Origin of the sequence: Clostridium sp. KNHs216 (assembly GCF_006714885.1) — a bacterium.
In the GTDB taxonomy this organism is placed as follows: domain Bacteria; phylum Bacillota; class Clostridia; order Oscillospirales; family Acutalibacteraceae; genus Caproiciproducens.
In genome coordinates, this window is sequence record NZ_VFMF01000001.1 from 196,066 (window position 1) to 209,495 (window position 13,430).

The 13,430-nt window shown below is 51.7% G+C and carries 16 protein-coding genes; all 16 read left to right on the forward strand.

Annotated features, from left to right (window positions below; all coding sequences use genetic code 11):
- Positions 1 to 5: 5 nt before the first annotated feature.
- The 16 genes from LY85_RS00935 (at position 6) to LY85_RS01010 (ending at position 13,416) form a co-directional block, all read left to right on the forward strand.
- Positions 6 to 641 carry a lysophospholipid acyltransferase family protein gene (locus tag LY85_RS00935; RefSeq protein WP_141825123.1) on the forward strand — a complete coding sequence of 212 codons (636 nt, stop codon included), beginning with the start codon at positions 6 to 8 and terminating at the stop codon, positions 639 to 641.
- 4 nt (positions 642 to 645) lie between these two features.
- On the forward strand, positions 646 to 1,245 hold the full coding sequence (locus LY85_RS00940; RefSeq protein ID WP_141825124.1) for a lysophospholipid acyltransferase family protein: 600 nt from the start codon (positions 646 to 648) through the stop codon (positions 1,243 to 1,245).
- Positions 1,242 to 3,215 (forward strand): bifunctional 4-hydroxy-3-methylbut-2-enyl diphosphate reductase/30S ribosomal protein S1, encoded by a 1,974-nt coding sequence (locus LY85_RS00945; protein WP_141825125.1) that lies wholly within the window; start codon positions 1,242 to 1,244, stop codon positions 3,213 to 3,215. Before LY85_RS00940 ends, LY85_RS00945 begins: the two co-directional genes overlap by 4 nt.
- A gap of 116 nt (positions 3,216 to 3,331) precedes the next feature.
- On the forward strand, positions 3,332 to 3,979 hold the full coding sequence (gene yunB, locus LY85_RS00950; RefSeq protein ID WP_141825126.1) for a sporulation protein YunB: 648 nt from the start codon (positions 3,332 to 3,334) through the stop codon (positions 3,977 to 3,979).
- Between the two features lie 34 nt (positions 3,980 to 4,013).
- Entirely contained in the window at positions 4,014 to 5,993 is a 1,980-nt protein-coding gene (ligA, locus tag LY85_RS00955) for an NAD-dependent DNA ligase LigA (protein WP_141825127.1), read from the forward strand.
- Positions 5,994 to 6,224: 231 nt separating this feature from the next.
- A complete protein-coding gene (locus LY85_RS00960; RefSeq protein ID WP_141825128.1) occupies positions 6,225 to 6,740 on the forward strand; it encodes a hypothetical protein in 516 nt (171 codons plus the stop codon).
- Between the two features lie 66 nt (positions 6,741 to 6,806).
- Complete coding sequence (locus LY85_RS00965; RefSeq protein ID WP_141825129.1) at positions 6,807 to 7,253, forward strand: DUF2975 domain-containing protein; 447 nt, start codon at positions 6,807 to 6,809, stop codon at positions 7,251 to 7,253.
- Between the two features lie 13 nt (positions 7,254 to 7,266).
- Entirely contained in the window at positions 7,267 to 7,476 is a 210-nt protein-coding gene (locus LY85_RS00970) for a helix-turn-helix transcriptional regulator (RefSeq protein WP_038323972.1), read from the forward strand.
- A gap of 11 nt (positions 7,477 to 7,487) precedes the next feature.
- Complete coding sequence (locus LY85_RS00975) at positions 7,488 to 9,062, forward strand: DUF4173 domain-containing protein (protein ID WP_141825130.1); 1,575 nt, start codon at positions 7,488 to 7,490, stop codon at positions 9,060 to 9,062.
- A gap of 106 nt (positions 9,063 to 9,168) precedes the next feature.
- Positions 9,169 to 10,188, forward strand: a complete 1,020-nt coding sequence (locus tag LY85_RS00980) for a stage III sporulation protein AA (RefSeq protein WP_141825131.1) — start codon at positions 9,169 to 9,171, stop codon at positions 10,186 to 10,188.
- The gene (locus tag LY85_RS00985) at positions 10,175 to 10,615 is read left to right on the forward strand and encodes a stage III sporulation protein AB (RefSeq protein WP_038323973.1); all 441 of its coding nucleotides are present in this window, start codon (positions 10,175 to 10,177) and stop codon (positions 10,613 to 10,615) included. Before LY85_RS00980 ends, LY85_RS00985 begins: the two co-directional genes overlap by 14 nt.
- 18 nt (positions 10,616 to 10,633) lie before the next feature.
- Positions 10,634 to 10,828: a stage III sporulation protein AC gene (gene spoIIIAC / locus LY85_RS00990; protein ID WP_038323975.1), complete on the forward strand. Its 195-nt coding sequence runs from the start codon at positions 10,634 to 10,636 to the stop codon at positions 10,826 to 10,828.
- Between the two features lie 3 nt (positions 10,829 to 10,831).
- Entirely contained in the window at positions 10,832 to 11,221 is a 390-nt protein-coding gene (locus LY85_RS00995; protein WP_141825132.1) for a SpoIIIAC/SpoIIIAD family protein, read from the forward strand.
- A 2-nt stretch (positions 11,222 to 11,223) separates the two neighbouring features.
- Positions 11,224 to 12,363: a stage III sporulation protein AE gene (locus tag LY85_RS01000; RefSeq protein WP_141825133.1), complete on the forward strand. Its 1,140-nt coding sequence runs from the start codon at positions 11,224 to 11,226 to the stop codon at positions 12,361 to 12,363.
- Complete coding sequence (locus LY85_RS01005) at positions 12,360 to 12,836, forward strand: stage III sporulation protein AF (protein WP_038323978.1); 477 nt, start codon at positions 12,360 to 12,362, stop codon at positions 12,834 to 12,836. The genes LY85_RS01000 and LY85_RS01005 overlap by 4 nt, the downstream gene beginning before the upstream one ends.
- The gene (locus LY85_RS01010) at positions 12,826 to 13,416 is read left to right on the forward strand and encodes a stage III sporulation protein AG (protein ID WP_141825134.1); all 591 of its coding nucleotides are present in this window, start codon (positions 12,826 to 12,828) and stop codon (positions 13,414 to 13,416) included. The genes LY85_RS01005 and LY85_RS01010 overlap by 11 nt, the downstream gene beginning before the upstream one ends.
- Positions 13,417 to 13,430: the final 14 nt, after the last annotated feature.

Consider the following 13,430-nt stretch of genomic DNA (forward strand, 5'->3'; position numbering starts at 1 on the left):
AGACTATGAAACGTACGCCGCTTTATAATTTTGGCAAGATTTTTGTTCAGGGTTTTCTGAAATATTTTATTCCCTATCGGGTGAATAACAGGGAAAATATGCCCGAATACGGAAGGGTCGTTGTTTGCTGCAACCATCTCAGCCTGTCGGATCCGGTTCGGCTGGCTTTTACGCAGCAGCGTCAGATCTTTTTCATGTCCAAAGCGGAATTGTTTGAAAACAAAGCGTTGGGCTTGTTGCTTTCTTCGCTAGGCGCTTTCCCCGTACAAAGGGGAAGGGGCGACAAAACGGCGATCAACCGTGCGGGAGAGCTGCTTGAAAACGAACAGGCGCTGGGCGTCTTTATTGAGGGTACGCGCTCCAAAACGGGGGAGTTTCTTCAGCCCAAGGCGGGCGCGGTGATGCTTGCTCATAAATACAACGCCCCGATCCTGCCGTGCTGCATTACCGCAAAGGACGGCGGGCTGCCGAAAATGTTCCACAAATGCATGGTATCGTACGGAAAACTGATTCAGCCGGACGAACTGGGTATTGAAAACGGCTCCGGCAGCGAGTATCGCAGTGCTTCCCGTTTTGTGATGGAGAAAATAGCCGAGCTTCGCGAGCGGGATCTGGACACTTTTCTGGCCGCAAGGGTCTGAAAGAATGCTGTATTTTTTCTGTCTTCGTTTGGCTGCCCCTCTGGCCCGGCTCATTTACCGGGTACAGTACAGGGGAGTCGAGAATATTCCCGGCAGCGGAAAGCTGATTGTCTGCAGCAACCACAAATCGGTGATCGACCCGCTTTTTCTTGCGGCGCCTTTCAGACGGCAGGTCCGTTATATGGCGAAGTCCGAACTCTTTGAAAATCACGGCAAGCTGGTCTGCTGGTGGCTGTACCGCATGGGTGCGTTCCCGGTTGTAAGGGAAAGCGCCGACGCGCAGTCCATGAAGACCGCTTTGCGCATCTTGGACGACGGCGGGCTTCTGGGGATTTTCCCGCAGGGGAAATGTGTCTTTGACAACGCGCCGTTCCGGCCGAAAGCCGGAGTGGCCATGCTTGCCTATAAGGCACAGGCGCCCGTATTGCCGGTATCCATTTACTGCGACGGCATCGTCAGGCCGTTTCGCCGGGTGACCGTCCGTTTCGGGGAGCCGATTCCTTTTGAGGAACTGGGACTGAAGGATCATTCGTCCGTTTCCCTCCGCGCGGCGGCGGGAATGATCGCGGAAAAAATCAACAACATGCTGGAGGAAAAACATTGAAAATCATCGTCGCCCATTCCGCAGGCTTTTGTTTCGGCGTGAACAGGGCAGTGAAAATGGTCAATGAGCTTTTGGATCAGGGGAAAAAGGTCTGCACGATGGGTCCGATTATCCACAATCCGCAGACATTGGCGCAGCTTGCCTCGCGCGGCGTCACGATCGTGGAATCGCCCGACGGGGTACCTCCGGATTCGACCATGGTCATCCGTTCCCACGGGGTGTCGAAGGCGGTTTATGACAGCCTGCTTGAGAAAAAAACGGATTTTGTGAACGCAACCTGTCCTTTCGTCGCAAAAATACACAATATTGTTTCAAAAGCTTCCGCTGAGGGAAAAACGGTGCTGATTGCCGGCGATGCCCATCATCCGGAAGTAGAGGGTATCCGGGGGCACTGCACAGGAAAATGTTATGTTTTTAAAAATGCCGGGGAGCTGCAAAATATTTTGGAACATTTTCCTGTTGCGCAGGAAGATTCTCCCTGTGTGGTTGCTCAGACGACTTTCAGCGTCTCTGAATGGGAAAATTGTTTGGAAATGCTAAAAAGGGTATATACAAATGCAACAATTTTTGATACAATATGTAATGCGACTGCTAAGCGTCAATCGGAAGCAGAGTTTCTGTCCAGACAGTGCGACGTGATGATTGTGATCGGCGGCAGGGAAAGTTCCAATACAGCAAAACTTCGTGATGTGTGCATGAAAAACTGCACCACTTATCTGATAGAAACAGCGGACGAGCTGCCGCTGTCGGTTCTAAAAGAATCCGAATGTATTGGCATTACTGCCGGTGCTTCGACGCCGGCAAGCATTATAAAGGAGGTACTTGATACCATGTCAGAAATCAATGAGGGTGCTGGTCAAGATTTAATGGAGAATAATGCCGAGGGAAACTTTGAGGAGATGCTCGAAGAATCCCTAAAGAATTTAAATACAGATGAAAAGGTACGCGGTGTAGTTGTCGGCATTACTCCCAGCGAAGTTTATGTCGATGTAGGCAGAAAGCAGGCCGGCTTTATTCCTGCCGCGGAGCTTTCCGCCGACCCCAACGTACGGCCGGAGGACCTTGTTAAGGTAGGCGATGAGATGGATCTTCTCATCATGCGTACCAACGATCAGGAAGGCACCATCATGCTTTCCAAGAAGCGTCTGGATGCCGCAAAGGGCTGGGAAACCGTTACCGCAGCTGAGGAAAACGAAGCTGTTCTGACCGGCGTTGTCACCGAAGTCATCAAGGGCGGCGTCATCGCTGTCACAAACGGCGTACGTGTGTTTATCCCCGCTTCTCAGGCTACCGCTTCCCGCGGCGATTCGCTGGAAGACCTGCTGAAGAAAGAAGTCAATTTCCGTATTATCGAAGTAAACCGCGGACGCAGACGTGCTGTCGGCTCCATTCGTTCCGTACTGAAGGACGAGAGAAAAGCACAGGCGGAGAAGTTCTGGGAAACCGCAGAGGAAGGTAAGGAATATACCGGTGTTGTCAAGTCCCTGACCGCTTACGGCGCGTTTGTAGATCTGGGCGGCATCGACGGCATGATCCATATTTCCGAGCTCTCCTGGGGCAGGATCAAGCATCCTTCCGAGGTCGTCAATGTCGGCGATACGGTTCAGGTTTATATCAAGGGCCTCGATCAGGAAAAGGGCAAGATTTCTCTTGGCTACAAGCGTGCGGAGGACAATCCGTGGGAAGTCCTCAAGCGTGATTATCCTGTGGGCACAGTTTGTGATGTTACGATTGTCGGCATGACCGCTTTCGGCGCTTTTGCAAGAATTATTCCTGGTATCGACGGTTTGATACATATCTCTCAAATCGCCGATCACAGAATCGAAAAGCCGCAGGATGTTTTGAAGGTCAACGATGTTGTAAAAGCCAAAATCACCGAAATCGATTTTGACAAAAAGCGTGTCAGCCTTTCGATCAGAGCTTTGCTCGAACCCGTTGAGCAGGCTGAGGAAGAGGTACCTGCCGAATAATTTTTCGATTGTTAACGGCGCAAAGGAACTCAGGTTTCTTTGCGCTTTTTTGCTGTCCTTTCACATTTTGATTCCTTCCGAGTATTATGAGGGTATGAGACTTGGGAGGTGTTGCTATGAGAAGGTGGCACAGGTTCGGATATGGTAACCGTATACATACGCGAATTTACTGGAAATCGCTGATTGTCATAATTTTTTGCCTGGGGTTTATAATATTAATTGATTCCCATTTCCGTCCCATCATCAAATCGATTACGACCAATCAGGCACGCATTCAATCTATCGACACCATCAACAACGCCGTAACCGAAGAGCTGACTCAAAATGGAGTGACCTATCAGGATCTGGTATCGGTGGAACGGGACAGTACGGGCAAAATATTGGCGATTACAACGCAGATGGTAAAGATGAATCAGCTGAAATCCGCCATTATTGCCAATGTGCAGAAGAAAATCGGCAACAACGGCCATATGGATACGGGCGTTCCCCTGGGGACGCTTACAGGAAATGAATTGCTTCACGGCTGGGGCCCGGAGGTGCCGCTCAGGCTGACGCTTTCCGGAAACGTGAACGCGGACTTCAAAAGTTCCTTTGAGTCCGCCGGAATCAACCAGACGAAGCATCAGATCGTTCTGAATGTACACACCAGTGTGTATTCTTTTCTGCCGGGTTTTGATACCACTACGGAAGTGGACACCAATGTCCCCGTTGCGGAAACAATCATTGTAGGCGACGTGCCGCAGGTAGTTGCAAACATAAATTAATCTGCTATTATTAGTAGCGAGAGGGTTGATTTTCATGGATGTTAAAGAAGCGAAAAAGCAGTTGAAAGAACTGAGAAAGCAAATCGAATATCATAATAAAAAGTACTATACGGAAGACTCTCCGGAAATCGACGACTATGAGTACGATATGATGTACCGCCGTCTGCAGCAGCTTGAGGAACAGTTTCCGGAGCTGGTCACTCCCGATTCCCCCACGCAGAAGGTCGGCGCGGAGGTGCTGAATAAATTTCAGCCCGTCGTGCACACCGTTCCCATGGAAAGCCTGCACGATTCCTTTTCCGAGCAGGAAATGATCGACTTTGACCGCAGGGTGCGTGCTGCCGTAGACCACCCGGTCTACATTGTTGAGCCGAAATTTGACGGCCTGTCCGTTTCATTGGAGTACCGTGACGGCCAGTTTGTCAGGGGCTCTACCCGCGGAGACGGTACGGTCGGAGAGGATGTAACGGATAATCTCAGAACCATCCGCACCGTACCGAAACAGCTGACCAGACCGCTGCCGTTTCTAGAAGTGCGCGGCGAGGTATATATGTCGCACGAGAGCTTTTTCCGCCTTTCCGAGCGTCAGGAGCTAAACGATGAAAAGCCCTTTAAAAATCCGCGCAATGCCGCGGCGGGTTCCCTTCGGCAGAAGGATTCCAGGGTTACCGCTTCCCGCACTCTGGACATTTTTGTGTTCAATGTGCAGCAGATGGTTGGGGAGGAGCTTCACAACCATGACGACGCCCTGAACTTTCTAAAGGAGCTGGGATTTGCCGTACCGCCCTTTTTTACCGCCTGTTCCACGGTGGAAGAGGTCATAGCCGAGGTCAACCGGATCGGGGAGCTGCGCGGCTCGCTGGACTATTCCATCGACGGCGCCGTCATCAAGGTTAATTCCTTTGCGCAGCGCGATGTTTTGGGAAGCACCTCAAAATTCCCAAAATGGGCAGAGGCATTCAAGTATCCGCCGGAGGAGAAGGAAACCAGACTGCTCAATATTGAAATCAATGTCGGGCGTACCGGCGTCCTGACCCCGACGGGCGTTTTTGAGCCCATTACGCTGGCGGGAACGACGGTAAGCCGCGCAACGCTTCACAATGAAGACTTTATCCATGAAAAAGATATCCGCATCGGCGATAACGTTATCCTGCGAAAAGCCGGGGAAATCATTCCGGAAGTCGTTTCCGTTGTGTCGCATATGCAGGATTCCGAACCGTATGTCATGCCCGAGGTGTGTCCGTCCTGCGGGGTCAGGGTGGCGCGCGAGGAGGGGGAGGCGGCTACGCGCTGCACCAATCCCGAGTGTCCGGCGCAGCTTTTGCGACATATGATCCATTTTTCCAGCCGCGATGCCATGGACATTGAAGGACTTGGCCCGGCGGTGCTTGAACAGCTGATTCAGCAGGGGCTGCTTTCCTCTCCCGCGGATTTATATACTCTGCGTCACGACCAGATCGTGTCATTGGAACGCAAGGGCGAAAAATCATCTCAGAATCTGATAGACGCAATTGAGAAGTCGAAGGAAAACGACCTTTACCGGCTGATCTATGCATTCGGAATTCCCCATATCGGTCTGAAGGCCGCCAAACTGCTTTCCTCCTATTTTCGAAATATGGACGCGATCTTTCATGCTGCGTCGGAAGAAATCGCCGCAATCGACGGCTTTGGCGGGGTAATGGCGGACAGTGTTGTCCAGTTTTTTGCACTGGACAATACGGCGCATCTGATCGGCCGGCTGCGAGACGCGGGGGTAAACATGCTCTGTAAAACGGTGGTGGACGACAACCGCTTTTACGGCAAGACCTTTGTGCTGACGGGAACGCTCCCGACCCTGACCCGGACCCAGGCGGGCGCCATCATAGAAAAGATGGGCGGGAAGGTGTCCGGCAGTGTTTCCAAAAAGACGGATTTTGTATTGGCGGGAGAAGACGCTGGCAGCAAGCTGACAAAGGCGCAGCAGCTGGGAATAACGGTCATTTCCGAAGAGGAATTCAATGAGATGATTCAATAGTGACTTTTTATAGAATGTTTTGAACGCCGCGGAGCACGTTTTGTGTTCCGCGGCGCTTTGCGTCTCCTGGACGTGGAGAATAGAATATTGTAGAACGAATATAATATATCGATAAACAATAAAATAATATTGATAATTAATAATTGATGTGATATAATACAAAAGAAAGCACAGGAAGTGTTCTTTCTGCATCCGGCCGGAGCCGGAAAATAAACGGCGGGAGGGGTACGGTTGAAACGATTACCACTTATTTTGTGTATGCTGCTTCTGGTAGGTACTCTGGCGTCGTGTTCCCACGACGACGGAGCAAAAGACGTTTCACAAACGCTTGGAATTGATCTGTCCGGCGGTCAAATGGTCAAACGCACGGATACGCATGACGGTTTTCATGGGGACGGATATACCTTTACGCAAATGAGCTTTGATAAGACCGCCGGTGTGTCTGCGGCGAAGCAGATGGATAACGGCGGTGGCTGGAGCAGACTTCCGCTGAACGAAAACCTGCAAAGGGCTGTATATGGGAAAGAGGACGGCGAGGCTTCCTATGGCGCGCTGGTTCAGACCGACGAGGGCGAAGCGCTGATTCCCGCAATCGAGCATGGGTACTATTATTTTTATGACAGGCACAGTGAAAGCGGGAATCCCCGAGACAGCACCCAATTGTTCAACCGTTCCTCCTATAACTTTACCATTGCGCTGTATGATTCGGATAATGGAAATCTGTACTGTTACGAACTAGATACTTAAAAGCACTGACCGGAAAACCTGCTTACCACCATAAGCTCCGGATCGGAATAGAAAGGGGTCCATCGTATGTGGAACAACTCAAAATCATTGACGCTTTCCATTTTCTGTACCAGACTGTTTGCCGTCCTGCTGGCGGTGGGCGTATGCGCCGCCCCCACGATTGTCAGCTGGTATTTCGGGGATGCTCCGGCGATACAGGCGCTGCATCTGCCGTTTCGCATTACCATCTATCTTTGCGCGGTGCCGGGTTTTATCCTGCTTTACTGCCTGAATACCCTGCTGAAAAATATCCGCGTGGGCAGTGTCTTTGTGCCGGAAAACACGAAAATGCTGCGGATTATTTCCTGGAGCTGTATTGCCGTTGGCGTCATCACTTTTGGTTCGGGCTTTTATTATGCCTCGTTTTTTATTGTCGCAGTGGCCTGCGCTTTCTTTGCGCTGATTATCCGCGTCATTAAAAACGTCTTTGAACAGGCGATCGAACTGAAAAGCGAAAACGACTTCACGATTTAAAGGATGGAAAAATATGCCCATTATTATTAATTTAGACGTCGTCATGGCGAAGCGGAAAATCACCTCCGGTGATCTTGCTGAAAAGATAGGAATTACGCCGGCGAATTTATCCATCTTAAAAAACAATAAGGCGAAGGCAATCCGCTTTTCCACCCTGGAAGCTTTATGCCGTGAGCTGAAGTGTCAGCCCGCGGATATTTTGGAATATACCGATACGGAATAAAGGAGATTACTATGAATATCGCTGAAGAAAACGGGACCGCTTCGGTACCCGTAACCACTGGTGCGCCTGTTTTGCCCTCAACGCTGGGGTACGGCCAAATCCCCGCCGCTAAAAAACCGGAAATCCCGATTCCTTTTACCGGTACGGATACCCTGTTTGCACTGTTGTTTCTGGTGTGCGGTTATCTTTTTGTCTGGCTGATTACACCGGAATGCTTTGGTTTGGGTGTGACCCTTTTTACCGCCGTGTTTTGTACGTTGGTTCTTCTCTACCTGAAAAACCGCGGAAAATCTGTTCCGAAAAACAGCTGGTTCTGGCTGGCTCTGGTGGTTCTGTCGTCCGTCAATTTCTCCCTGTTCACCAATGTCTCCCTGCAGTTCCTCAACTTTCTGTTTCTGATGGGCTGCGCGGTCTACTGGGTCGCGGTGCTGACCTCGGGCCGGATGGAAGAAAGGCTGGGTGCCTGTTTTATGCCCGATATGGTGAATCAGCTTTTCAAAATTCCGTTTTTGAATTTCGGCTGCGCTTCCAGAATCATCCGGCGTTCGGCGGTAAAGAACAGGAAAAGCAAGGTCCTGCTGGCTTCACTGGGCGGTGCGCTGGCGGCACTGCCGGTTCTCTGGATTGTCCTTTCGCTTCTGATGCAGGCGGACGGGGCGTTTCAGGCTTTGGTGAAGCAGTTTTCTTCCGATGTGGGAATCCATATCGCCAATTTTCTGTTCCGGCTTCTTCCGGCCTTTCTGACGGGAAGCTATCTGTTTGGCCTGCTGTACGGCAATATTCAGAAAAGGCGGGCCGACTCGATTACGGCAGAGAAGGCCGCCAAATTATCCGAAAAATGCAGAGTTGTTCCCACGGCGGCCGCTGTCACGGGAACCGTGCTCCTGTGCATCCTGTATCTGGTTTTCTTTGGAGCGCAGACAGCCTCCCTGTTCAGCGCTTTTTCGGGGCAGGGGCAGAGCGGGCTGACGCTTGCGGAATTTGCCCGGCGCGGGTTCTTTGAGCTGTGCAAAGTCGCGATGATCAACTTTGCCGTGATCGCTTTTTCCTCCGTACTGATCCGAAGGGAGGAAGGGGAATTCCGCGTGATGAGGGCCATTCATGTTTTTCTTTCAGTGGAAACGCTTCTGCTGATTGCTTCCGCCCTTAGCAAGATGATTCTGTATATCGCCCGTTACGGGCTGACACCGAAACGGGTGTATACCAGTTGGTTTATGGTGGTTCTGGCGGTGATTTTTGTGCTGATTATCGTCTCCCGGTTTAAAAAGATCAATCCGGCCCGAAGCATCGTGCTGACCTGCGCCGTCAGCTTTCTGATTCTCTGCTACGCAAATATCGACGGCAGGATTATCGGGTATAATATCGGCCGGTACCAAAACGGGACGCTGGAAACCGCCGACGTGGGGATGATGTACAGCGCACCGGACGCGGCAAAGCCTTACGCGCTGGAACTGTACCGGAATACCAAGGATGCTTCCTTAAAGGAGGAACTAAAAACATTTCTGCGGGATTTCAATCCGCAGAAAACTGAATTTCAGCAGATGAATCTGCAGAAATGGACGGCTCTCCGCCTTCCAATAGAATAAAAAAGAGAAATCGGCTCCGCGGGAAATCCTCCCGCGGAGTTATTTTTTTGGTTCTAACACAGCCAAGTTGTCCATATCTATGTTATTGAAAGAGAGGACAAGGGATATGGATAACTACAGCGACCCAAGATTCGATTCGGCGGCGAAAGCGATCTGCGGCAGAATCGCAGGCTATTTCTCGCTTTTGCCCGGCGACATTAAAAAACAGGCGCAGGAGATCAGGCTCCGCGTCAATAAACCGATTTCCATCTGCTGTACGGGCGGAATCTACTTTTTAAATCAAACGGGAAGACTGACGTGCTATCCGGGCAAGGACGCCATGATTTCCACAAAGGAAGATATTGAGGAATGCTTCCGGAATATTTGCAGCTATTCGATCTACAGCCATCAGAATGAGATCAAGAACGGGTTTGTCACGCTGGCAGGGGGGCACCGGGTCGGCATCAGCGGAACCGCGGTGTTCCAGAACGGTGAAATTACCGGTATCCGGGATATTTCTTCCATTAATATCCGCGTTTCCCGGGAGATCCCGGGATCGGCTGCCGAAATTTTTCATTCCCTGAAAAAGGAGATTCATTCCGGACTGCTCATTGCCGGCCCGCCCGCAAGCGGAAAAACCACCATCCTGCGCGACGTCGCCCGCCAACTGTCCAGCGGTACCTGCGGAGATATCCGGAAGGTGGTCGTGGTCGACGAACGCGGGGAACTGGCCGGTATCTGTCTGGGGATACCGCAGAACGACCTTGGCTTCTGCTGCGACGTGCTGGACGGCTACCCTAAGGCGGAGGGAATCATGCAGGCTGTCCGCTGCCTTTCTCCGGAGTTTATTATCTGCGACGAGCTTGGCGGAAACGACGAGGTTGCCGCGGTGGAGCAGAGCCTGAATGCGGGCGTCAGCATGATTTCCTCCATTCACGCGGGCAGCATAGAGGAATTCCTGATGAAAAAACAGGCGGTGAGCCTTTTGAAAACGGGGGCCTTCGGCTGTGTGGCCATGCTGAACGGGCACAGGGAACCGGGGAAAATACAAGGAATTTACAAGGCTGGTGATTTGCTTGCTAAAATTGACGGGCGCTTTGATTCTGATAGCCGCAGGGGCGCTTGCGGGGTATATGGAGTCGCATAGGCTTGCCGTGCGGGTGGAGCAGCTCGAACGGTTTTTGCGTTTTGTTTCTTCCGCACAGACGGAAATCCGGTTTTCCGCACTGCCGGTAGAGCAGATCGTGCAGAGACACGGCGGCGATTTGGAGTTTCTGCGGCAGTGCGGGGACTCTTTTCAAAAGAACGGGGACTTCCAGTCCGCGTGGCAGGCCGGGGTCAAAGGCTGCGCGAAAAGCGGCGGGTTCAACGATAAAGATGTGGAATTGCTGAAAGGCTTTGGGAGCGGCTTCGGCGTAAGCGATACCGACGGGCAGCTTTCGCACTGCGCTCTCTATTATGAGCTCACGGCCCAGAACCTGAAAGAGGCAAGGGGCGAAAAGGAACGAAAATCAAGGCTGTACCAAATGTTTGGCGTGTTTTCCGGGATGGCGGCGGCACTCCTGCTATGTTAAGGATGGAGGAATCAAAAAATGGATGTGGATTTGATTTTTAAAATTGCTGCGATCGGCATTATTGTTGCGGTGCTGAACCAGCTGCTGATTCGTTCGGGCAGGGAGGACCAGGCAATGATGACGACCATTGCCGGTCTGATCGTAGTGCTCATGATGATTATCCAGCAAATAGACGCTCTGTTTAAGTCTATTAAATCCATATTCGGTTTGTAGGCCATGGATATGATTGCCGTTGCGGGAATTGCAGTGATCGCGGCGATCCTCGCGGTTATGCTGAAGCGGTATCATCAGGAATATTCCATTGTTGTCAGTATCTGCGCCGGTGTTCTCATCCTGTTCGCGATACTGGGGAATATTGCCCCCGCGGTTCAGCAGATCAATACCCTGCTTTCCTCGGCAGGGCTTTCCGCCGAGTACGCCGCAATCCTGTTCAAATCCCTTGGAATCTGCTTTCTGGCACAGTTCGCCGCCGATTCCTGCCGGGACGCGGGGGAAAGCGCGCTGGCTTCAAAAGTGGAGCTCGCCGGAAAAATCGCAATTGTGGTGCTGTCGCTGCCGCTCTTCGAAAAGATCGCAAGCACGGCGGTAGGACTGATTGGTGGATAAGGATGAAAAAAATTGTATGCTTAGCCGTTCTGCTGCTCCTGGTGACGGCGTTTTCCCTGCCGGTGCACGCCGCGTCGAAGCAGGACGATTATTACTCCCGGCAGCTTCAGGAAAGCGGGGCGGCGGACCTTGCGGACAAACTGCCCAACGATACCAGAAAAGCACTGGAAGAAATGGGGATTGAAGATACCAACTGGAAAGACATTACCTCCATCACGCCGAAAGGCCTGTTTGACCAGATTCTTTCCGTGGTCGCGGGCAAAACGGGGGAACCGTTCCGGGCGGCGGTTTCGGTAATCGCGGTCATGCTTCTGTGCGCGCTTTTGAACGGGATGAAGCTTTCCTTCGGGGAAAAGTCGCTGGGCGGAGTTATCGGCATGGTTTCTACGCTCTGTATCTGTGTGATTGTTGTGAACCCGATTGTGTCGTGTATTTCCAGCGCGGCGGCGGTGATCAAAACGGCAGCCGGGTTTCTGCTGGCCTGTGTTCCGGTCCTGGCGGGAATCATGATCGTGGCCGGACAGCCCGCCACGGCCGGTTCCTACAATCTGTTAATGATGGCGGCGGGAAATGTGATTTCTCTGCTGTCTTCCAATATTCTGGTTCCGATGATGAACATCTTTCTGGCGCTTTCCATCGTGTCCGCGATTTCCCCGAATATCAACCTGAACGGGCTGTGTGCAGCCTTCAGCAAGGCTGTGAAATGGATCATGGGGTTCTGTATGACCATTTTTACCGGACTGCTGACCATGCACGGCATTGTCGCAACGGCGCTGGATACAACGGGGACCCGCGCGGCAAGGTTTGTCGTCAGCAGCTTTGTGCCCGTGGTGGGCAATGCGCTGGGGGAGGCGCTCCATACCATCAACGGGTGCGTCAAAATGCTGAAATCCGGCGTCAGCGCGTTCGGACTGCTTGCGGGGCTTTTTGTTTTCCTCCCCATTTTGATTCAGTGCCTTGTTTGGCTGCTGACCCTTCAGGTCTGCATCGGGATCGGCGATATCTTTGAGCTGAAGGAAATCAGTTCGCTGCTGAAGGCTTCGGGAGACGTGATCGAAACGCTGATCAGTATCATTCTGTGCTGCATGATGATCCTGATGGTTTCCACCGTGATTCTGTTGATTATCGGAGGTGGGTCATGAACGCGGTCAGAGAATGGTCGGCCGCGATCTGCATGGCGGCCCTTGTCGCCGCAATGCTGCAGGGGCTTGTCCCAAGCGGTTCCATGGAAAGGATGGTCAAATTTGTCATCGGCGCTTTTGTGATCTGCGCGCTGATCGTTCCTCTCGCAAAAATCGTACCGAAAATTTCCATGGGCATTCAGGCGGATTCAGGCAGCCCGGTCAATTCACAGCTTGAAAAAACGGTGGAAAAGCAGTATTCCGCCGCCGCGCAGGAGAGTATCACGAATCTGGTCGTATCAGAGTTGAACAATATCGATATTAAATGCAAAAATGTTAATGTGATTATGGATACAAACGAAGATGGCAGCATATCAATTAACAAGGTGGTTGTCATTCTGGCAAAAGGATATGGCAAGGACAGAGAAAAGGCTTCGGCCCATCTGGAAAAAACGTTAGGACTGAAAATGGAGGTATCTTCCGATGAAAGCTAAGGACAACGGCTTCGAGGAGGAAAAGAAGACGGTTTTCTCTAAGCTGGCGGACAATGATTTTTACCGCAAGGTCATTATCATCGGCGGTTTGATCGGAATTGCCCTGATTTTCCTCTCGGGCTATCTGAACCATGACCGCACCGATACGAAGGACGTATCGTCCCAGTCCGTGGTTACGGCCGAGCAGTACGCCAAGGAGCTGGAAACCAGCCTGACGGATCTTGTAAGCCGGATACAGGGGGCGGGGGAGGCCAAGGTCCTGGTAACGCTTGAACGGAGTACGCAGTATGTGTATGCCACCGAGGAAAAAAGAAGCAATCAGACCACCGAGGACAAATCCGACGGTTCCACCACCAAAAACGAGGCGAATGACAATACGGAGACCACTTACATACTTGTCAAGGATGCCGACGGCGCCCAGAAAGCGCTTGCGGTAACTGAGGTTCAGCCGATCATAAAGGGTGTTGTCGTTGTCTGCGACGGCGGCGACAACCCGGTCGTACAGCAGGATATTGTTTCCGCTGTGACAACAGCGCTGGATATTACTTCTGTACGCGTATGCGTTATAAAAGCAAAATAATTTTAAACGGGGGG

Coding starts and splice junctions, on each gene's coding strand:
- LY85_RS00975 (WP_141825130.1), top strand. CDS start 7,488: ATGAATATCGCTGAAGAAAACGGGACCGCTTCGGTACCCGTAACCACT.
- LY85_RS01010 (WP_141825134.1), top strand. CDS start 12,826: ATGAAAGCTAAGGACAACGGCTTCGAGGAGGAAAAGAAGACGGTTTTC.
- LY85_RS00970 (WP_038323972.1), top strand. CDS start 7,267: ATGCCCATTATTATTAATTTAGACGTCGTCATGGCGAAGCGGAAAATC.
- LY85_RS01005 (WP_038323978.1), top strand. CDS start 12,360: ATGAACGCGGTCAGAGAATGGTCGGCCGCGATCTGCATGGCGGCCCTT.
- LY85_RS00965 (WP_141825129.1), top strand. CDS start 6,807: ATGTGGAACAACTCAAAATCATTGACGCTTTCCATTTTCTGTACCAGA.
- LY85_RS00995 (WP_141825132.1), top strand. CDS start 10,832: ATGGATATGATTGCCGTTGCGGGAATTGCAGTGATCGCGGCGATCCTC.
- LY85_RS01000 (WP_141825133.1), top strand. CDS start 11,224: ATGAAAAAAATTGTATGCTTAGCCGTTCTGCTGCTCCTGGTGACGGCG.
- LY85_RS00940 (WP_141825124.1), top strand. CDS start 646: ATGCTGTATTTTTTCTGTCTTCGTTTGGCTGCCCCTCTGGCCCGGCTC.
- spoIIIAC (WP_038323975.1), top strand. CDS start 10,634: ATGGATGTGGATTTGATTTTTAAAATTGCTGCGATCGGCATTATTGTT.
- yunB (WP_141825126.1), top strand. CDS start 3,332: ATGAGAAGGTGGCACAGGTTCGGATATGGTAACCGTATACATACGCGA.
- ligA (WP_141825127.1), top strand. CDS start 4,014: ATGGATGTTAAAGAAGCGAAAAAGCAGTTGAAAGAACTGAGAAAGCAA.
- LY85_RS00935 (WP_141825123.1), top strand. CDS start 6: ATGAAACGTACGCCGCTTTATAATTTTGGCAAGATTTTTGTTCAGGGT.
- LY85_RS00985 (WP_038323973.1), top strand. CDS start 10,175: ATGGAGTCGCATAGGCTTGCCGTGCGGGTGGAGCAGCTCGAACGGTTT.
- LY85_RS00980 (WP_141825131.1), top strand. CDS start 9,169: ATGGATAACTACAGCGACCCAAGATTCGATTCGGCGGCGAAAGCGATC.